Below are 19,723 nucleotides of genomic sequence, written 5' to 3' on the forward strand. Positions count from 1 at the left end.
CCGCTCCGGCTCGCCGGGTGACGGGACGGGCGTGAGACTGGGATCCGGACGGGGCCGTCGCCCGGAAGGCCACGACGGGACCGCGGAACCGGGCACACAGGGACGGGCCATGAACGCTGCGGACGAGCACCCCGACCGCCCCGCCGGACCCGGCGACGGGCACCTGCTCGCCGGACGCTTCCTGCTCGGCCGCCGCCTCGGACGGGGCGGCACCGGCACCGTCCGGGTCGCCCGGGACGCCCGGCTCGGCCGCCACGTCGCCGTGAAGGAGCTGGGCGCCGCCGACGTGCCGGAGGACGACCTCCCGGCCCTCCGCGAGCGGATGGCGCAGGACGCCCGGGCGGCGGCGGTGCTCAACCACCCCGGCGTGATCACCCTCTACGACGTGGTGGAGGAGGACGGCCGCCCCTGGATCGTCATGGAGCTGATCGACGGCCCCTCGCTCGCCGAGGTGCTCGCCGACGAGGGCGCCCTGCCCCCGCAGGAGGTCGCCCTGATCGGCGTGCAGGTACTGGCAGCCCTGGAGGAGGCCCACCGGCACGGTGTGCTGCACCGCGACGTGAAGCCCGCCGACGTGCTGCTCGAACGCGGCGGCAGGGCCGTCCTCACCGACTTCGGCATCGCCCTGCCGCCGGCCCCGGACGGGCCCGGCACCGGCACCCGCCACCGGGCCCCCGAATGCGTCGCCGGCCGCAGCCCCGGCCCCGAGGCCGACCTCTGGTCGCTCGGCGCGACGCTGTACGCGGCGGTCGAGGGCGGGCCGCCGCCGTCCCCCGGCACCGGCGGCCCGGACGCCGTGCGGAGCACGCCCGCCGACCCGGCGCCCGGGACCCGGCAGGCCGGGCCGCTCGCGGTGGTGATCGAGGCGCTGCTCCGAGCGGACCCGGCCGAACGGGCCACCGCCGACGAGGTGCGCGCGCTGCTGGCGGAGGCCGCCGGTCTCCCGCCCGGTGCCACCCGGGCCCGTACCCGGCACCCGCAGGCCTGCCCGGCACCAGTGGTCGCCGATCCGCCGCCGCCCGCACCCGCACCCGCGGCCGGCTCCGCTTCGGCACCCGCCGCCGCACCTGCCGCCGCACCCGCCGCCGCGCCTGCGGCCCGCCCGGTGGCCGCCGCTCCGTGCCGCCGCCGGGGCCGGCCGATCGCCGTGGCGGCCGTGGTGGCCGTGGTGGCCGCGGTGGCCGCGGCGCTCGCCGGCGGGCTGGCGTTCGCCGTGTGGACCGGCGGCCCGGACACCGCAGGGACGCCCTCCACCGGGCCGCTCGCCACGCGGACGCCCACCCCCGCGCCCGGCGGCCCGGCGGTGCCGACCCGCACGCCGTCCGCGTCCGCCGCGTCCGCCACGTCCGCCACCTCCGCCCCCGCGCTCGCGGCCGCTCCCGCGGGCTTCCGCTGGGCGGACGACCCCGCGGGCTTCCGGGCCGCCGTCCCCGAGGGCTGGACGCGCAGCCAGGCTGGCCGGTGGGTCGACTACTCGCCGGACGGCGGCGTGCACGTGCTGCGCTTCGCGGTCGCCCCCGGCGTGGTGCAGTCGTCCGAGCAGCACCTCCTGGCACTGGAGCAGGACGCGGCGGCCGAGCCCGGGTACACCCGGCTCGCCCTGGGGCCGAACGTCTACCGGGGCCGGGACGGCGCGCTGTGGGAGTTCACCTCCGGTGCCCCGGAGGGCGGCCCGTGGCACGCCGCCGACCAGGCGTTCGTGGCGCCGGACGGCACCGAGTACGCCGTGCACGTGTCGGTGCCCGAGGACGACTGGCCGATCGCCCGGCAGCTGTTCGAGACGGTCCTCGCGACCTTCACGGCGGGCTGACGCCGAACGGCCGAGGGCCGGACCCGTCCAGGACGGGTCCGGCCCTCGGCCGTGTGCAGGGGTGCTTCAGCGGGTCGTCAGGCGTCGCCGCCGGCGGCACCCGGGTCGGCCGCGGTCACGTCGAGCAGACGGTAGCGGTCGATCGCGTCCTTCAGCGCGCTGCGGTCGATCTTGCCCTCCTTGGCGAGCTCGGTGAGCACGCCGAGGACGACCGACTGAGCGTCGATGTGGAAGAAGCGGCGGGCCGCACCACGGGTGTCGGCGAAGCCGAAGCCGTCCGCACCCAGCGACTGCCACGTGCCCGGCACCCAGCGCGAGATCTGGTCCGGCACCGCACGCATCCAGTCGGACACGGCGACGAACGGGCCCTCGGCGCCCTGGAGCTTCTGCGTCACGTACGGGACGCGCTGCGGCTCCTCCGGGTGGAGCAGGTTGAACTGCTCCGCCTCGACGGCGTCGCGGCGCAGCTCGTTCCAGGACGTCGCCGACCAGACGTCGGCCTTGACGTTCCACTCCTCGGCGAGGATGCGCTGGGCCTCCAGCGCCCACGGCACGGCCACGCCGGAGGCGAGGATCTGCGCCGGGATGCTGCCCGCGTCGCCCGCGCGGAGCTTGTGGACGCCCTTGAGGATGCCCTCGACGTCCACGCCCTCCGGCTCCGCGGGCATGCGGATCGGCTCGTTGTAGACCGTGAGGTAGTAGAAGACGTCCTCACCGGTCGGGTGCTCGGTGCTGGAGCCGTACATCCGGCGCAGACCGTCCTGCACGATGTGCGCGATCTCGTAGCCGTACGCGGGGTCGTACGCGACGACGCCCGGGTTGGTCGAGGCGAGCAGGTGCGAGTGGCCGTCGGCGTGCTGCAGGCCCTCACCGGTCAGGGTGGTGCGGCCGGCGGTGGCGCCGATCACGAAGCCGCGGGCCAGCTGGTCGGCCATCTGCCAGAACTGGTCGCCGGTGCGCTGGAACCCGAACATCGAGTAGAAGACGTAGACCGGGATCAGCGGCTCGCCGTGCGTCGCGTACGACGAACCGGCGGCGATCAGCGAGGCGGTGCAGCCCGCCTCGGAGATGCCGTCGTGCAGCATCTGGCCGGTCTTGGACTCCTTGTACGCCAGGAGCAGCTCGCGGTCGACCGCCTCGTAGGTCTGGCCGAGCGGGTTGTAGATCTTGGCGGACGGGAAGAGCGAGTCCATGCCGAAGGTGCGGTACTCGTCGGGCGCGATCGGCACGAAGCGGTTGCCGATGCCCTTGTCGCGCATCAGGTCCTTGAGCACCCGGACGAACGCCATGGTGGTGGCGATGGTCTGGTTGCCCGAGCCCTTCTTGACCGCCTTGTACGCGTCGTCGCCCGGCAGCTCCAGCTTGCGCGGGCGCACCTTGCGGGTGGGCATGTAGCCGCCGAGCTCCTGCCGGCGGTCGTGCATGTACTGGATCTCCTCCGAGTCGCGACCCGGGTGGTAGTAGGGCGCGTAGCCCTCGTCCAGCTGCTTGTCGGTGATCGGCAGGTGCAGCCGGTCACGGAAGCGCTTGAGGTCCTCGACCGTCAGCTTCTTCATCTGGTGGGTCGCGTTGCGGCCCTCGAAGTTCGGGCCGAGGGTCCAGCCCTTGACCGTCTGCGCGAGGATGACCGTCGGCTGGCCCTGGTGCTCGCGGGCCGCCTTGAACGCCGCGTAGACCTTGCGGTGGTCGTGACCGCCGCGGCCCAGGTGCTGGATCTCGTGGTCGGACATGCCCTCGACCATCGCCCGCAGGCGCAGGTCGCCGCCGAAGAAGTGGTCGCGGATGTACGCGCCGGTCTCGGTGGCGTACGTCTGGAACTGGCCGTCGACCGTGGTGTTCAGCTTGTTCACCAGGACGCCGTCGCGGTCCTGCGCGAGCAGCGGGTCCCAGGAGCGGTCCCAGACGAGCTTGATCACGTTCCAGCCGGCGCCGCGGAACTGCGACTCCAGCTCCTGGATGATCTTGCCGTTGCCGCGGACCGGGCCGTCGAGGCGCTGCAGGTTGCAGTTCACCACGAAGGTCAGGTTGTCGAGGCCCTCGCGGGCGGCCAGCGAGAGCTGGCCCAGCGACTCGGGCTCGTCCATCTCGCCGTCGCCGAGGAAGGCGTAGACGTGGCTGTCCGAGGTGTCCTTGATCCCGCGGTGCTCCAGGTAACGGTTCATCCGGGCCTGGTAGATCGCACCGAGCGGGCCGAGGCCCATCGAGACGGTCGGGAACTCCCAGAAGTCCGGCATCAGCCGCGGGTGCGGGTAGCTGGAGAGGCCGTAGGGGGCCTTCGACTTCTCCTGGCGGAACGCGTCGAGCTGCTGCTCGGTGAGTCGGTCCAGGAGGAAGGCGCGGGCGTAGATGCCGGGGGAGGCGTGACCCTGGAAGAAGATCTGGTCACCGGACTCGCCCTCGGCGTCCTTGCCGCGGAAGAAGTAGTTGAAGCCAACGTCGTACAGGGACGCGGAGGAGGCGAAGGTGGCGATGTGGCCGCCGACGCCGATACCGGGGCGCTGGGCCCGGGAGACCATGACGGCCGCGTTCCACCGGGTCGCGTTGAGGATCTTGCGCTCGATCTCCTCGTTGCCGGGGAAGAACGGCTCGTCCTTGGTCGCGATGGTGTTGACGTAGTCCGTGCTGCGCATCTCGGGCACGGCGACACGCTTCTCACGGGCGCGCTCGATGAGGCGGAGCATCAGGTAACGGGCGCGCTCACGCCCCCGCTCGTCGATGGCCGCATCGAGCGACTCCAGCCATTCCGCGGTCTCCTCGGGATCGAAGTCCGGGACCTGACTCGGAAGGCCGCCAATGATGATCGGGTTGCGATCGGATCCGGAAGCCACGCTGTTCCTTCACTGTCGGTCGAAACTGAGGTGTGTCGCGCCGCCTCCATCGTGTACCGCGACTCGGAGATCCGTCATCTCTACCGATCGGTAACCGTTCCGCCTGGTGGGCGGGCCGGTCAGGGGATGCGCGGCGGGCGTCGTCGCCCGTTCTGCTCAGCCCCGGGGTGGTGTTACGAAGAGGTGGTCCGACCTGGATCCCTCCCGCCCGGAAACGGGCGGTCGGGGTGAGGGCCAACAGGAGACTTTACGCCCGGATGGGGGGTGCCCCCGAATGCCGTTCGCATCTCGGGCAGGCGTACGGCTCCGTCCACGCCCGGCGGAGCGCGCGAAGCACCACCGGTCGGGGCAGAAAAGGGCAAACGGGTGTGATTCCCCTCACATCACCCGGCGTGTTCCCCTCCGACACGTCAACCTTTGGGTGGGATCGGGTGTCGGGTACTTGCGCGAACCGCCGCGCACGTGTGGACTACGCCCACAGCCTCGGCATGGATGCCGAGCCGAATACTGGAGGTTATTCCCGTGAGCGCGACCGCGGACCCCGCGGACAAGTCCAACCCGGCGCTTCGTCTGGGCTTCGAGGCCGGACAGATCGTCCAGGAGCTCGGCTACGACGAAGACAGCGACCAGGAGCTCCGCGACGGCATCGAGGAGGTCACCGGCACCGATCTCGTCGACGAGGAATACGACGACGTCGCCGACGCCGTCCTGCTGTGGCATCGCGAAGAGGACGGGGATCTCACCGACAGCCTCGTCGACGCGCTGGAGTACCTCGCCGAAGGCGGCCTGATCTGGCTCCTGACGCCGAAGACCGGCCGTGACGGCCACGTCGAGGCGCACGAGATCGCCGATGCCGCCAAGACCGCCGGTCTCTCGCAGACCAGCTCGGTCGCCATCGCCAAGGACTGGGCCGGAACCCGTCTGGCCACCCCGAAGGCCGCGCGCCCCGGGAAGCGCTGAGCCGCCGCGACGACCTGCGCAAGGGCCCTGCTGGAGCTTCCTCCAGCGGGGCCCTTCCGCCTGGCGCCGCCTCTCGTGGTCCCGGCCGGTGCGGATGTTCACCGAGGGCGCAACCATGGGCCGGGGCCTCCCCCGGCGCTCACCCGAACGGCGGAAGCCGCCCGGGCGGATGCGAGGATGCCCCTGCCCGTGACCGCTCCCCGCGGCGCGGCCCCACGACGAGGAAGGTCCCACCATGGCGATCGAGGTCGGCAACCAGGCCCCGGACTTCGAGCTCAAGAACCAGCACGGCGAGCTCGTGAGGCTCTCCGACTTCCGCGGCGAGAAGAACGTCGTCCTGGTGTTCTACCCGTTCGCGTTCACCGGTGTCTGCACCGGCGAGGTCTGCGCGATCCAGAAGGAGCTGCCGCGTCTCCAGAACGACGACGTCCAGGTGCTCGCGGTCTCCAACGACTCGCCCTTCACCCTGCGTGTCTTCGCCGACCAGGAGGGGCTGGACTACCCGCTGCTCTCGGACTTCTGGCCGCACGGCGAGGTCTCCCGCGCGTACGGCGTCTTCGCCGAGGAGAAGGGCTGCGCGGTGCGCGGCACCTTCGTGATCGACAAGGCCGGCGCGGTGCGCTGGTCCGTCGTGAACGGCCTGCCGGACGCCCGGGACGAGCAGGAGTACCTGGCGGCGCTCGGCGCGCTGTGAGCCGGGTGTTCGACCCGTGGGCGGGAACCCGGCACTACGATCGGGCCGTTGGCAGGACGGGCTCCCCGACGGGGTCCGGCCCGCACCACCGGGGGCACCGGCATGTGCCTCCCGCACCTTTGGAGGACTAGTGGGTGTCAGCCTGAGCAAGGGCGGCAACGTCTCCCTGACCAAGGAGGCTCCGGGCCTGACGGCCGTCATCGTCGGCCTCGGCTGGGACGTCCGCAGCACCACCGGTACCGATTTCGACCTGGACGCCAGCGCGCTGCTCTGCACCGAGCAGGGCAAGGTGCGCTCCGACGCCGACTTCGTCTTCTTCAACAACCTCACCAGCCAGGACGGCTCCGTCGAGCACACCGGCGACAACCTCACCGGTGAGGGCGAGGGCGACGACGAGCAGGTCAAGGTCAACCTGGCGGGCGTTCCGGCCGAGGTGGCCAAGATCGTCTTCCCGGTGTCGATCTACGACGCCGAGAACCGCCAGCAGAACTTCGGCCAGGTCCGCAACGCGTTCATCCGCGTCGTGAACCAGGCCGGCGGCGCCGAGATCGCGCGCTACGACCTCTCCGAGGACGCCTCCACCGAGACCGCCATGGTCTTCGGCGAGCTCTACCGCAACGGCGCGGAGTGGAAGTTCCGCGCCATCGGCCAGGGCTACGCCTCCGGCCTGCGCGGCATCGCGCAGGACTTCGGCGTCAACGTCTGACCTGCGGGAGCAGTCGCACGATCGTGGCCGGGGCCGGCACGGGCGCACACGCCCGTGCCGGCCCCGGCTGCTGCCTGTCCGGCCGGGGGCCGGCGGGGGAGTTCAGGAAGTTCAGGCCGGCGCACAGGATCGCGCGGCGGTGCGGGGGCGTAGATCTGGGGTACGCCCCGTCGTGCCGGCCGCACGGCCGCGCCGGCGCGGCGCCGAGGGAGCCCCGGGGACGGGGGACTGGGAGGAATGTTCATGAGTGTCACGCTGGCCAAGGGCGGCAACGTCTCGCTGACCAAGGCGGCGCCCAACCTGACGCAGGTGCAGATCGGACTGGGCTGGGACGCCCGTTCGACCACCGGCGCGCCCTTCGACCTGGACGCCAGCGCCCTGCTGTGCGGCAGCGGGCGGGTGCTCGGCGACGAGTACTTCGTGTTCTACAACAACCTGCGCAGCCCGGAGGGTTCGGTCGAGCACCAGGGCGACAACCTGACCGGCGACGGTGACGGCGACGACGAGGTCGTCCAGGTCAACCTCGACCTCGTGCCCGTGCAGGTCGACAAGGTCGTCTTCGCGGTGTCGATCTACGATGCCGACGCCCGCTCGCAGAACTTCGGCCAGGTGTCGAACGCCTACATCCGCGTCGTCAACCTGACCGACGGGCAGGAGATCGCCCGCTACGACCTCACCGAGGACGCCTCCACCGAGACCGCGATGATCTTCGGCGAGCTGTACCGGTACCAGGGCGAGTGGAAGTTCCGTGCGGTGGGCCAGGGTTACGCGTCCGGCCTGCGGGGCATTGCCCTGGATTTCGGAGTAAACGTACAGTAAAGCCCGCTCCTGAACATGAATTCGAAAGGTAACTGACCCCGTGTTCCTCCGCACATTCGGATGGTCCTTCGCCATCACGATCGCCGGCCTGATCGCCGCCTTCCTGATCTGGGGGGCCGAGGGCTTCGGCGTCGTGCTGATCCTCTCCATCCTCGAGATCTCCCTGTCGTTCGACAACGCGGTCGTCAACGCCACCGTCCTGAAGCGGATGAACGCCTTCTGGCAGAAGCTCTTCCTGACGGTCGGCGTCCTCATCGCCGTCTTCGGCATGCGGCTCGTCTTCCCGCTGCTGGTCGTCGGCCTGACCGCCCACCTCAGCCCGGGCACCGTGATCGAGCTGGCGCTCGACTCCAGCAAGACGTACGAGGGCCACACCTACGCCCAGTACCTGGAGGCGGCCAACCCGGCGATCGCCGCGTTCGGTGGCATCTTCCTCCTGATGATCTTCCTCGACTTCATCTTCGAGGAGAAGGACTTCAACTGGCTGCGCTGGCTGGAGAAGCCGCTGGAGAAGATCGGCAAGCTGGACGCCCTCTCCTCCGTCATCGCGCTGGTCACCCTCGCCCTCGCCTCCCGCTTCTTCGCCGCCGAGAACGCCGAGACCGTGCTGCTCGCCGGTCTGATGGGCCTCGCGACGTACCTGGCCGTCAACGGCCTCTCCAGCGTCTTCGAGTCGGGCCTGGAGGACCAGGAGGAGGCCGAGGAGGCCGCCGAGAAGAGCGGCAAGTCGCTCGTGCAGGTGGGCGGCAAGGCCGCGTTCTTCCTGTTCCTCTACCTGGAGGTCCTCGACGCGTCGTTCTCCTTCGACGGCGTCGTCGGCGCGTTCGCCATCTCCCAGGACATCTTCATGATCACCCTGGGTCTCGGCATCGGCGCGATGTACATCCGCTCCCTGACCGTCTACCTGGTCCGCAAGGGCACCCTGGACGACTACGTCTACCTGGAGCACGGTGCGCACTACGCGATCGGCGCGCTCGCGCTGATCCTGCTGGTGTCGATCGAGTACCACATCCCGGAGATCGTCACCGGCCTCATCGGCGTCGGCTTCATCGGCGCCGCGCTGGCCTCCTCGATGGTCCGCAACAAGCGCGAGCAGACGCTGGAGACCTCCTCCGCCTGACCCCGCACCCGCAGCACGGCGAAGGGCCCCGCACCAGGTGCGGGGCCCTTCGCCGTGCTGCGGGGTGTCAGCCGAGCTGCTTCTCGATCGCCCGGAGCTTGCGCTCCAGCGAGTCCAGCTTCGGCATCGCCAGGGTGTCGTCGTCCACCGAGAGGTCGATGCTCGACGAGGAGCTGCCGACGGCGGCGCGGGGGCGCCGGCCGGCGGTCAGCGCCGCGGGCTCCAGGGCGGACGGGCCGACGTTCGCCATCGGGTCCTCATCGGCTAGCGCAGGCTCCGAAGAGGAGGCGTCGGACGAGCCGGCGGCCGTCAGCGCGGGCACCTGACGGCCGTGGCGGGACCGGGAGAGCACGCCGCCCTGCGAACGGGAGATCGCCTTCAGCTCGGCCCGCTCGCGCCGGTCGGCCGTACGGGCCCGCGCCTTCGCGTCGATCTTGGCCTGACGCTCCTCGCGGACCTCGTCGACCGCCTCGTCCAGGCTGCGCACGTTCTCCAGCAGCATCAGCGACCACGCCGCGTACGTCTCGCGCGGCGCGCGCAGCCAGCGGACGATGCGGATCTGCGGCAGCGGACGCGGGATCAGGCCCTGCTCGCGCAGCGCCGCCCGCCGGGTCTGCTTGAGGGCGCGGTCGAACAGCACGGCCGCCGAGATCGACATGCCGGCGAAGAACTGCGGGGCGCCGTCGTGCACGCCGCCACGCGGCGCGTGGACCCAGTTGAACCAGGCCGAGGCGAAGGCGAACAGCCAGACCAGCAGGCGCGAACCGAGCGCCGCGTCGCCGTGGCTGGCCTCGCGCACCGCGAGGACGGAGCAGAACATCGCCGCACCGTCGAGACCGAACGGGACGAGGTACTCCCAGCCGTTCGACAGGTTCAGGTTCTGCTGGCCGAAGCCCACCAGGCCGTGGAAGGACAGGGCCGCGGCGACACCGGCGCAGCAGAACAGCAGGACGTACGACGCGCCGGCGTAGACGGTCTCCTTGCGGCGACGGCGCTCCTCGGTGCGCTCCCAGGAGTCGGCACCGTCGTCGGTCTTGTGGTTCTTCACCCGGAGCACGGCCACGAGGATGGCCGTGAACAACAGGGCGGCGCCGCCGATGACGGCCCATACCAGCTGTATGGAGGAGAGGTTCATCGTGGGTTGGGCCTCGAATTCCGCAGGGCAGGGGATGAAGCGCGGTCGGGTCACAGGAGGCGGCCCGGGCGGGGCGGGGGGCTGACGCAGCGTCGTGGACACCACCGCGCGGGACGACGGGGACCCCTGTGCGGCACCGACGATATCGCGTCCGGCGGAGCGGCATCGTACGGGAGCCGACCCTGGCACGCGACGCCGGGCATGACGGTGGCTCATCGCCGCCGTCGGGGTATGGCTCTGATGCGACGATACGGGGGACGACGAGCGCCGCGGGCGATCACCGGCCGGCGGCCGGGCGAGGGGGAGGACGGACGGCATGGTCTCGGTCTGGGAGTTCCTGAAGGGCGAACGCGGCAACGTCGACTCGGGGGGGCAGTTCAAGGTCACCCTGACCAAGTCGCAGCCGCAGCACGCGATCACCGGGGCGGCGGCCACCACCGGATACCTGTACGTCAACCTGCACTGGACGACCCGCGCGGCCGGCCGGCCGTCCGGCGGGGGAGGCCTGCGCAACCTCTTCGACCTGCGCAACCTCCGCCCGATGGCCCCCGAGTCGCAGGACCTGGCGCCGCTCAGCGTCGACCTCGACCTCGCCTGCCTCTACGAGCTCGCCGACGGCTCCCGGGGCGTCGTGCAGCCCCTCGGCGGCTACTTCGGAGACCTCAACCGGCCGCCGTACGTGAAGCTGAGCGGCGACGACGTCTACGGCGCCCCCTCCGGCGAGACGATGTACATCAACCTGGAGAAGAAGGACCAGTTCCGGCGGCTGCTCATCTTCGTCTACATCTACGACGACACCCCGGCGTTCGGCCACGCCCACGCCACCGTCACGATCGTGCCGCAGAGCGGCCCGCGCATCGAGATCAAGCTGGACGAGCGGGCGCCCGCCGCCCGCTCCTGCGCGGTGGTGCTCATCGAGAACTCCGGGGACGGCAAACTCACCGTGCGCCGCGAGGTGCGCTACGTGCACGGCTTCCAGGCCGACCTGGACCGCCTCTACGGCTTCGGCATGCAGTGGCAGCGCGGCTACAAGCGGCCGTCCGGCCCCGCCGCCTGAGCTCGGCCCCGCAGCCGCCCGGCCCCTTCGGCCGGTCCCGCGGCGGCGGCACGGGTCAGCGGGGCTGGAACTGCGGCCCCTGCGGGGGCAGCGCGAAGTCCGGCGCGCCGACGGGCTGGTGCGGCGGCTGCTGCTGGGGCTGCTGCTGCGAGGCGTGCACCGGCTGGGGCTGCTGCTGCGGGTAGCCGTACCCGGCGGCCGGCGGCGGGTAGCCGTAGCCCGCGCCGGGCTGCTGGGGGTGGCCGTAGCCGGTGGCGGCCGGCGGCGGGTAGCCGTACCCGCCGGCCTGGGCCGCGGCCGGCTGCTGCGGGTACCCGTACCCGGCCGGGGCGTGCGGCGGCACCGGCACTCCCGCCGTCGGCGGGGCGGTCGGCGGCGGGGGCGGCACGACCGGTGCGGCGGGCGTGGCCGGTGCGAGCGTGTACGTGTCGGGCTCCTCCTCGGCCACGGCCGGCGGGGCGTCCGCCGGGGTGTCCGCGGGCTGCGGCGGCAGGGCGTCCGTGATCCCGTCGCCGTCCTCGACGGCGATCCCGAAGTCGGTGGCGAGCCCGCTGAGGCCGCTCGCGTAGCCCTGGCCGATCGCCCGGAACTTCCAGGTCCCGCCGCGCCGGTAGAACTCCCCGGCGACCAGCGCGGTCACGTCGTCACTGTCGGTCACCGGGAACTCGGCGACCGGAACGGCACCTTCGCCCGCCGCCGCGTCGAGGACCAGCACCCGCAGCCGCGGCACCGACGCGAACGAGCCGCCCTCCGACGAACCGGCCAGCACCACCCGGTGGACGTCCTGCGGGAGCCGGGCGAGGTCGATCTCGACCGCGTCGGACACCTCCCCGCCGCCCGCCGCCTGCTGCTTGGGCAGGTGCCGGACGGTGCCGGAGGGGTGCCGCGGCTGGTTGTAGAAGACGAAGTCGGCATCCGAACGGACCCGGCCGTCCGCGCCGACCAGCAGGGCGGACACGTCCACGTCGGGTGCGCCGGGCGTGGCCGACCAGCGCAGCACGGCGCGGACGGCGGTGGCCGTCAGCGGGATGTTGGCGCCCTTCGCCATCACGTGCGTCATGCCGCACATCCTGCCCGCCGCCGGCCCGAACGGACAATGCGGGTCGCGCCGCGACCGCGGGGTCTGTGTGTCGGCACGGGTAACCTTCCGAGAATTCGATGTTTCAGGTCTGTGCAAAGTGCCGCCGGAACGTACGATTGGCGAGAAACGGCTCCCGGTACACCACTCACCTCGGCACACCGCCCTTCGCGGGCGCGAGGGCCACCGCGCCGCCCCACCCGCGAAACCACCGGGCCCCGCCGTACGTCCCTCCTTCCGGGACCTCAGCCGGCCCCCAGCGTGAGAGCGGGCCGAACCGACGAATTCCAGGGAGACCAGTTTGCGCCACTTCGGGCACCTTGCCGACGACGTCCGCGACCGGCTCTTCCTGAGGCAGCCCGTCGCCTTCGACCTGCAGAGCGATCCGGCCGTCCTGTCGACCGCGCTCGGCGCCACCCTCTACAGTCCCGCCACCCGGGAGACCCTCGCGGCGGACATCCGCAAGCAGACGGCCCGCGGCGTGGTCTCCATGGTGCTGTGCCTGGAGGACGCGATAGCCGACCACGAGGTGCCGGCCGCCGAGGCCAACCTCGTCGCCCAGCTCGGCGCCCTCCACGCGGACGGCGGGGCGGGTCTGCCGCTGCTGTTCGTCCGCGTCCGCGCCGCCGAGCAGATCACCGACCTCACCCGCCGCCTCGGCCCGGCCGTCCGGCTGCTCGCCGGCTACGTCGTCCCGAAGTTCACCGACGAGAGCGGCGGCGCCTTCCTGGAGGCGCTCACCGCCGCCGAGGAGTCGTCCGGGCAGCGGCTGTTCGCCATGCCGGTGCTCGAATCCCCCGAGCTCGCCCACCTGGAGACCCGCCGCGAGCAGCTCTTCGCGATCTCCCGCCTGCTGGACAAGTACCGCGAGCGCATCCTCGCCGTCCGGCTCGGCGTCACCGACCTGTGCTCCGCGTACGGACTGCGCCGCTCGCCCGACCTGACGGCCTACGACGTGGCGCTGGTCGCCGGGGTCATCGGCGACGTGGTCAACGTGCTGGGCCGCGCCGACGGCACCGGGCACACCGTCACCGGCCCGGTCTGGGAGTACTTCCCGGTGCAGGAGCGGATGTTCAAGCCGCAGCTACGCCGCACCCCGTTCGCCGAGGCGCACCCGCCGGCCGACGGCGTCCGGCAGCGCATCATCGAGCACGACCTCGACGGCCTGATCCGCGAGATCGAACTCGACCGCGCCAACGGCCTGCTGGGCAAGACCTGCATCCACCCCAGCCACGTCCCCGCCGTGCACGCACTGTCCGTGGTGACGCACGAGGAGTACTCCGACGCGCAGGACATCCTCAGCCGCGACGGCGGCGGCGTGCTGCGCTCGGCGTACACCAACAAGATGAACGAGGCCAAGCCGCACCGGGCCTGGGCCGAACGCGTGCTGCTGCGCGCCGAGGTCTTCGGCGTGGCCCAGGAGGACGTCAGCTTCGCCGAACTGCTCGGCGCCTGCCTCGGCGGCTGACCGCACCGCACCCCCGGCGCCCCGCACCGCACGCCACCTGCGGTGCGGGTCGCCGCGCCCGGCGAGGTCCTCAGTACTCTCGTACGGAGAACCGAACACCGTCGTCCGCGGCACCGAACGTCTGCACCACCGAAAGCGGGAGCCTTGACAGCACAGCACGCCGCCCCGGCGCCGTGGTCCGGCCAGTGGGTCACCGACCGGCTCGGCATCGGGCTCACCGGCTCGCCCGAGCTGCCGGGGCTCATCGGCCTCGCCCTGCGCCGCAACCCGCGCCGCGCCCACCTGCTCGTCTCCCACGTGCTCGGCAAGCACGTGCCGCAGCGCCCCGAGGTGGTGCACGGCGCCGGCCTCGCCCTCGGCCGCCGGGTGCGCGACCTGCTCGGCCCCGACGCCGCCCGCCGCGCGGTCGTGCTCGGCTACGCGGAGACCGCCACCGCGCTCGGCCACAGCGTCGCGGACGGCCTCGACGCGCCGTACCTGCACTCGACCCGGCGTCCGGTCGACGGGCTGGAGCCGGTCGGCGGCTTCGAGGAGGAGCACTCGCACGCCACCTCGCACCTGCTGCTGCCCGAGGACCCGGCACTGCTCGCCGGCGACGGGCCGCTCGTGCTCGTCGACGACGAGTTCTCCACCGGCAACACCGTGCTGAACACCGTGCGCGCCCTGCACGCCGCGCACCCCCGCGACCACTACGTCGTCGTCTCCCTCGTCGACCTGCGCACCCCCGCCGACCGCGAACGCCTCGCCGAGGCCGCCGCCGGGCTCGGCGCCCGGGTCGACCTCGTCGCCACCGCCTCCGGCGGCGTCGACCTGCCCGCGGACGTGCTGCCGCGCGCCCAGGCGCTCATCGAGGCCCAGCCCGAGCCGGCCGCCCCCCGCGGACCGCTCGCCCCGGTGCACCGCGCCGCGCTCGACTGGCCCGCCGACCTGCCCGACGGCGGTCGGCACGGCTTCACCCCCGCGCACCGCCAGCAGCTCGACACCGCCCTGCCCGGCCTCGTCGCCCCGCTCGCCGACCTGCTCGCCGACCGGCACCGGATCCTCGTCCTCGGCTTCGAGGAGCTCATGTACGCCCCGCTGCGGCTCGCCGGCGCCCTCGCCGACCGCCTGGGCGACGACCGCGTGCGCTTCTCCACCACCACCCGCTCCCCGGTCCTCGCGGTGGACGACCCCGGCTACGCCATCCGCACCCGGCTGGCCTTCCCCGCGCACGACGACCCCGCCGACCGCTCCACGGAGCGCTACGCCTACAACGTCGCCCCCGGCGCGGACCCGGACCGCCGCTTCGACGCCGTCGTCCTCGTCGTCGACACCCCCGGCGACACCCCCGCGCTCGCCGAGGGCCCGACCGCCCTGCTGCGGCAGCTGCGGGCCGTCACCGACCAGGTGGTGCTCGCCGTTCTCCCGGCGTACCGGCCGCGGCCACCGCGCTGACGCCTCCACCCCCCACCATCAACTGCGCACCCCCACGTAAGGCGACCATGACCACCACCCTGCCCGCCCCGCTGTACGGGCCCGCGTTCTCCTCGTACCCGGCCGAGGACGTGATCTGGCTGCTCAAGGACCTCTCCGGGGTGGCGCTGGAGGCGCCGACCGAGGAGCGCGAGGAGGCCGTGCAGTCCGGCGGCGCGCACTACGCCGAGTCGCTGCCCGTCGAGTACCAGCCCAGCCCCGAGTACCAGGCGCTGTTCCGGCAGGCGCTCGCCGAGTCCGCGGAGCGGATGGCGCTGGCGGTCGGCACGGTCGCCGAGACGCTGCTGCGCGAGCGCGGCCGCGGCCTGGTGCTCGCCTCGCTGGCCCGGGCCGGCACCCCGGTCGGTGTGCTGATCCGCCGCTGGCTCGCCTTCGCGCACGGCCTGGACACCCCGCACTACACCGTCTCCATCGTGCGCGGCCGCGGCATCGACACCGTGGCGCTGCGGCACCTCGCGGCCCACCACGACGCCGGCTCGGTCGTCTTCGTGGACGGCTGGACGGGCAAGGGCGCCATCGCCCGCGAGCTCACCGAGGCGCTCGCCGGCACCGGTTTCGACCCCGACCTCGCCGTGCTCGCCGACCCCGGTCGCTGCGTGCGCACCTACGGCACCCGCGACGACTTCCTCATCCCGTCCGCCTGCCTCAACTCGACGGTCTCCGGCCTGATCTCGCGCACCGTGCTGCGCGCCGACCTGATCGGCCCGGACGACTTCCACGGCGCCAAGTTCTACCGCGAGCTCGGCGGCGCGGACGTCTCCAACGACTTCCTCACCGCAGTCGCCGCGTACTTCCCGGCCGTCCGGGCCGCGGCGGTCGCCGCGTCCGCCGCCCTCGGCGCGGACGAGGACCGCACCCCCACCTGGGAGGGCTGGGCCGCCGTCGAGCGGATCAGCACCGAGTACGGCATCGACAACGTCAACCTGGTGAAGCCCGGGGTGGGCGAGACCACCCGGGTCATGCTCCGCCGGGTGCCCTGGCGGGTGCTGGCCCGCCGCGGTGCCGGCGCCGATCTCGACCACGTCCGGCTGCTCGCCGAGCAGCGCGGCGTCCCGGTGGAGGAGGTGGACGAGCTGCCGTACTCCTGCGTCGGGCTCATCCACCCCCGCTACACCCGCGGGGCGACCGGCGCCGACGGCACGGCGGTCCAGACCGCCGAGAGCGGCGAAGCACTCACGAAGGAAAGTTGATGTCCAGTCAGTCGCCGAGGTTCCTGGTCGCGAGCGACCTCGACCGCACCCTCATCTACTCCAACCGGGCCCTGGCCCTGGACGTGCCGGACCGGCTCGCCCCACGGCTGCTCTCGGTGGAGGTCAACGACGGTCGGGCGCTCTCCTTCATGACGGAGGAAGCCGCCGGCCTGCTCGCCGAACTGACCCGGCTGGCCGTGTTCGTGCCCGCCACCACCCGTACCCGCGCCCAGTACGAGCGGGTCAACCTGCCCGGCCCGACGCCCGGGTGGATCCCGTCGTACGCGATCTGCGCCAACGGCGGCCACATCCTCGTCGACGGCGTCGTCGACGAGGACTGGCACGCCGAGGTGCGCCGCCGCCTGGACGCCGCGAGCGCACCGCTCGCCGAGGTCGTCGAACACCTGGCGATCTGCGCCGACCCGGAGTGGACGCACAAGCGGCGCGTCGCGGAGGACCTCTTCGCCTACCTCGTCGTCGAGCGCGCCGACCTGCCCGAGGGCTGGCTCGACGAGCTGACCGCCTGGTGCGCCGAGCGCGGCTGGACGATCTCCCTGCAGGGCCGCAAGGTCTACGCCGTGCCGGCCCCGCTCACCAAGAGCGAGGCCCTGGCGGAGGTGGAGCGGCGCGTCGGCGCCGCCACCGTGCTCACCGCCGGCGACTCCCTGCTCGACGCCGAGCTGCTGCTCGCCGCCGACCACGGCTGGCGCCCCGGCCACGGCGAACTCGCCGACAGCGGCTGGGCCGCCCCCGGCGTCACCGCGCTCACCCAGATCGGTGTCGCGGCGGGCGAGGAGATCGTCCGCCGGATGCTGGAGCGCGTGCGGGCCGGGGCGGCCGTCCGGGCCTGAGCCCGCGCCCGGCCGCCCGGGTGCCGCGGGTCAGCCGCAGCAGCCGCCGCCGCAGCAGCCGCCGCCCCCACCGCCCGGTGCGGGCGCGGCCGCTGCGGCGCCGGAGCCGCCGGTGACGGCGACCGCGGAGAGCAGCTTCACGGTGTCGGTGTGACCGTCCGGGCAGACCGCGGGGTCGTTGGCCTGGGCCATGGCGCGGCGGAGTTCGAAGGTGGCTCCGCAGGAGCGGCAGCGGAAGTCGTAACGAGGCATACCGGCAGGGTACCGAGGCGGTCGCTCAGACGGCAGTACCGGCCGCGCCGGCCGGCTGCGGGGCCTGCGCGCCGGGTGCGGCCGGCGGCTTCGGGCGCACGTACACCTGCTTGCGGACCCGGGCGACCACCGAGCCGTCCTCGGCCAGCACCTCGGTGTCGAACCAGACGAGGGCCTTGCCGCCGTCGGCCGTGAGCGCGCGGATCTCGGCGAGCCGGTCGTCGGTGAGCACGAACTCGGCGACGATGTCGCCGCGTCCGGGGGAGACGAAGTCGATCTCGGCGGCGCTGTCCCAGACGTAGTAGTCGGGTCCGAGGTTCTGCATGACCAGGAGCATCCAGAACGGGTCGGTCATGGCGAAGATCGAACCGCCGAAGTGCGTGCCCACCCAGTTGCGGTTCAGCCGGCCCAGACGCAGCCGCACCTTCGCGGTGCGGAAGCCGTCGTCGACGGCCAGCACCTTGATGCCGGCGAAGAGGAAGGGCGGCCAGAGGTTGATCCCGCGCCGGAAGGTCCTGGCGGAGAGTGCGCGCTTACGTGCCATGGCGCGACTCTAGCAGCAAGTTACCGATGGGTAATGAGGTCTGGGTCACAGATCCGGGCCACGCCCCGGCAACCCGTCAGTGCGTTCCCCGGATCATCGCCACCACCTGGGCCGCGGTCTCCCGCACCCCCGCCAGCTCCGTCAGGAAGTGCCAGTAATCCGGATGCCGGCCCGCCTCCTCCAACTGCGCCACCGCGCGGTCCAGCCGCGCCACGGCGCCGTCCAGCGGAGCGGCGTGCCGGGGATCCGGCGTCTGGCGGCCCGACATCGCGAGCCGCTGCGCGTCCCGCAGCGCGAAACGCGCCCGCTCGATCTCCTTGTGCGGATCGTGCGACACCTCGTTCAGCTGCCGCAGCCGCTCGTTGACCGCGGTCACCGCACCCTCCGCCGTCTCCAGCAGGGCGCGCACCGTGCCGATCGCGCCGGTGGCGTCCGCCCAGCGCTGCCCGTCCCGCGCCCGCGCCGCCTCCGCCAGCTTCGCGCTCGCCTGCGCCACCGCCTCCGCGGTCTGCACCGGCACCGGCTGGAGGTCCTGCCAGCACGGCAGCGTGAACCGCCGCCGCAGCTCGCTCAGCGCCGGCTCCACCGTGCCCGCCCGGGTCTCCAGCGCCTGCACGCGCGTCCGCAGACTCGCCACCCGCCGGTCGATGTCCTTCGCCCGCTGCGGCAGGTGCACGGCCTGGTCGCGCAGCGCCTCCGCCCGCCGCGCCACGTCGTCCGCCCGGTGCAGCGTCGCCGGCACCCCGTGCCGCGCCACCCCCTCGTTCAGCCGGGTCAGCTCCGGCGCCAGCTCCGCCAGCCGAGCTGCCAGGTCGTCCGCCTTCAGCCCCGCGGACCGCACCTCCTCCAACGCCGTCGTCGCCCCCAGCAGCGCCTGCTTCGCCCGCTCCACCGCCGGCACCACCCGCACCAGCTGCGACTCCGCCCGCTGCACCAGCGGCTGCAGGCGCCGCACGAACGCGTCCAGCTCGCCCCGCTGCGCCTCCAGATCCCGCTTGGCCACGTCCAGCCGGCCCCGGGCCCGGCCCGCGTCCGCCGCCTCCAGCTCCGGATCCTCCAGGTCGTACGCGTCCAGCGCCGACAGGTAGCCCACCGTCACCTGGTCGATCCGCGCCGACAACGCACCGAACTCCGAGCCCGCCCGCTCCACCGCGGCCCCGCTCTCCGCCGCCCGCACCGTCTCCAGCGCCAGCTGTGCGTCCCGCTGCGCCGAGTCCAGCTCGTAGAACGCCTGCTGCGCCGCGTCCCGTGCCGTCACCGCCTCCGCGCGTGCACCCTCGCCCCGACGCCACCAGCCGCCCCGCCCGCCGCCACCGCCGGCCACCCTCACCACGCACTCCCCGCTCAGCTCGTACGCCTGATCCACGCCCATTCTTCCCGATCGTCCCGCCCGTCCGGCACCCCTCACCCGGCCCACCCCCGCCGATGGCGGCGGGCCGACCCCCGGACCAGGTACGCTAGGCCTTCGTCGCGCAGCCGGGGCACCCCCGTGCGCGGTGGCACGGGCGCATAGCTCAGCGGTAGAGCGCCGCCCTTACAAGGCGGATGTCGGCGGTTCGAAACCGTCTGCGCCCACACCGGCTGACCAGCACAGAAGCCCCGGGCGGGGAGCGCGAAGCTCCCCGCCCGGGGCTTCTGTCATCCACGCCCGACATCAACGGCGTCGGCACAGCGGCCTGTTCCGGCACGTGCCGTGGGCCCGCTGCGAGTTCGGCCGGGCGCGACCCGCGCAGTGCGA

General features: G+C 73.0%; 15 protein-coding genes, 1 tRNA gene and 1 pseudogene. 11 read left to right on the plus strand and 6 right to left on the minus strand.

The window, feature by feature from the left end; translation table 11 throughout:
- Positions 1–109 precede the first annotated feature (109 nt).
- The gene (locus OG335_RS25620) at positions 110–1,810 is read left to right on the plus strand and encodes a serine/threonine-protein kinase (RefSeq protein WP_405013456.1); all 1,701 of its coding nucleotides are present in this window, start codon (positions 110–112) and stop codon (positions 1,808–1,810) included.
- Positions 1,811–1,887: 77 nt separating this feature from the next.
- Here OG335_RS25620 and aceE read toward each other — a convergent pair whose 3' ends face one another.
- On the minus strand, positions 1,888–4,638 hold the full coding sequence (gene aceE / locus OG335_RS25625) for a pyruvate dehydrogenase (acetyl-transferring), homodimeric type (RefSeq protein ID WP_405013457.1): 2,751 nt from the start codon (positions 4,636–4,638) through the stop codon (positions 1,888–1,890).
- 522 nt (positions 4,639–5,160) lie between these two features.
- Between aceE and OG335_RS25630 the strand changes: the two genes are divergently transcribed.
- From OG335_RS25630 to OG335_RS25650, 5 genes are all read left to right on the plus strand, one after another.
- Complete coding sequence (locus OG335_RS25630) at positions 5,161–5,598, plus strand: DUF3052 domain-containing protein (protein ID WP_405013458.1); 438 nt, start codon at positions 5,161–5,163, stop codon at positions 5,596–5,598.
- 235 nt (positions 5,599–5,833) lie between these two features.
- On the plus strand, positions 5,834–6,292 hold the full coding sequence (locus tag OG335_RS25635) for a peroxiredoxin (protein WP_405013459.1): 459 nt from the start codon (positions 5,834–5,836) through the stop codon (positions 6,290–6,292).
- 130 nt (positions 6,293–6,422) lie between these two features.
- The gene (locus OG335_RS25640) at positions 6,423–6,998 is read left to right on the plus strand and encodes a TerD family protein (protein WP_405013460.1); all 576 of its coding nucleotides are present in this window, start codon (positions 6,423–6,425) and stop codon (positions 6,996–6,998) included.
- 243 nt (positions 6,999–7,241) lie between these two features.
- Positions 7,242–7,817, plus strand: a complete 576-nt coding sequence (locus tag OG335_RS25645) for a TerD family protein (protein ID WP_405013461.1) — start codon at positions 7,242–7,244, stop codon at positions 7,815–7,817.
- A 40-nt stretch (positions 7,818–7,857) separates the two neighbouring features.
- A complete protein-coding gene (locus OG335_RS25650) occupies positions 7,858–8,937 on the plus strand; it encodes a DUF475 domain-containing protein (protein WP_405013462.1) in 1,080 nt (359 codons plus the stop codon).
- Positions 8,938–9,004: 67 nt separating this feature from the next.
- Here the strand turns inward: OG335_RS25650 and OG335_RS25655 are convergent, their stop codons facing one another.
- Positions 9,005–10,072 (minus strand): DUF2637 domain-containing protein, encoded by a 1,068-nt coding sequence (locus tag OG335_RS25655; RefSeq protein WP_405013463.1) that lies wholly within the window; start codon positions 10,070–10,072, stop codon positions 9,005–9,007.
- Positions 10,073–10,388: 316 nt separating this feature from the next.
- Here OG335_RS25655 and OG335_RS25660 point away from each other — a divergent pair, with 316 nt between their 5' ends.
- Positions 10,389–11,129, plus strand: a complete 741-nt coding sequence (locus OG335_RS25660) for a Tellurium resistance (RefSeq protein ID WP_405013464.1) — start codon at positions 10,389–10,391, stop codon at positions 11,127–11,129.
- A 55-nt stretch (positions 11,130–11,184) separates the two neighbouring features.
- Here the strand turns inward: OG335_RS25660 and OG335_RS25665 are convergent, their stop codons facing one another.
- Positions 11,185–12,189, minus strand: coding sequence for a TerD family protein (locus tag OG335_RS25665; protein ID WP_405013465.1), 1,005 nt, complete (start codon positions 12,187–12,189; stop codon positions 11,185–11,187).
- A 319-nt stretch (positions 12,190–12,508) separates the two neighbouring features.
- Between OG335_RS25665 and OG335_RS25670 the strand changes: the two genes are divergently transcribed.
- The 3 genes and pseudogenes from OG335_RS25670 to OG335_RS25680 all read left to right on the plus strand — a co-directional run bounded on the left by OG335_RS25670 (position 12,509) and on the right by OG335_RS25680 (position 17,189).
- On the plus strand, positions 12,509–13,675 hold the full coding sequence (locus tag OG335_RS25670) for an HpcH/HpaI aldolase/citrate lyase family protein (RefSeq protein ID WP_405013466.1): 1,167 nt from the start codon (positions 12,509–12,511) through the stop codon (positions 13,673–13,675).
- A 144-nt stretch (positions 13,676–13,819) separates the two neighbouring features.
- Positions 13,820–16,338: pseudogene (locus tag OG335_RS25675) on the plus strand (phosphoribosyltransferase).
- Positions 16,338–17,189 carry an HAD family hydrolase gene (locus OG335_RS25680; protein WP_405013467.1) on the plus strand — a complete coding sequence of 284 codons (852 nt, stop codon included), beginning with the start codon at positions 16,338–16,340 and terminating at the stop codon, positions 17,187–17,189. The pseudogene OG335_RS25675 and the gene OG335_RS25680 overlap by 1 nt, the downstream one beginning before the upstream one ends.
- Before the next feature lie 30 nt (positions 17,190–17,219).
- On the opposite strand, the gene OG335_RS25685 is transcribed toward OG335_RS25680, so the two are convergent.
- The 3 genes from OG335_RS25685 to OG335_RS25695 all read right to left on the minus strand — a co-directional run bounded on the left by OG335_RS25685 (position 17,220) and on the right by OG335_RS25695 (position 19,357).
- Positions 17,220–17,441: a zinc ribbon domain-containing protein gene (locus OG335_RS25685; RefSeq protein WP_405013468.1), complete on the minus strand. Its 222-nt coding sequence runs from the start codon at positions 17,439–17,441 to the stop codon at positions 17,220–17,222.
- A gap of 25 nt (positions 17,442–17,466) precedes the next feature.
- A complete protein-coding gene (locus tag OG335_RS25690) occupies positions 17,467–17,985 on the minus strand; it encodes a DUF4442 domain-containing protein (RefSeq protein ID WP_405013469.1) in 519 nt (172 codons plus the stop codon).
- 76 nt (positions 17,986–18,061) lie between these two features.
- The gene (locus OG335_RS25695) at positions 18,062–19,357 is read right to left on the minus strand and encodes a hypothetical protein (protein WP_405013470.1); all 1,296 of its coding nucleotides are present in this window, start codon (positions 19,355–19,357) and stop codon (positions 18,062–18,064) included.
- A gap of 131 nt (positions 19,358–19,488) precedes the next feature.
- Here OG335_RS25695 and OG335_RS25700 point away from each other — a divergent pair.
- Positions 19,489–19,560 (plus strand) — tRNA-Val (locus tag OG335_RS25700).
- Positions 19,561–19,723 lie beyond the last annotated feature (163 nt).

It is taken from the genome of Kitasatospora sp. NBC_01539, from assembly GCF_045040525.1.
Lineage (GTDB): Bacteria > Actinomycetota > Actinomycetes > Streptomycetales > Streptomycetaceae > Kitasatospora.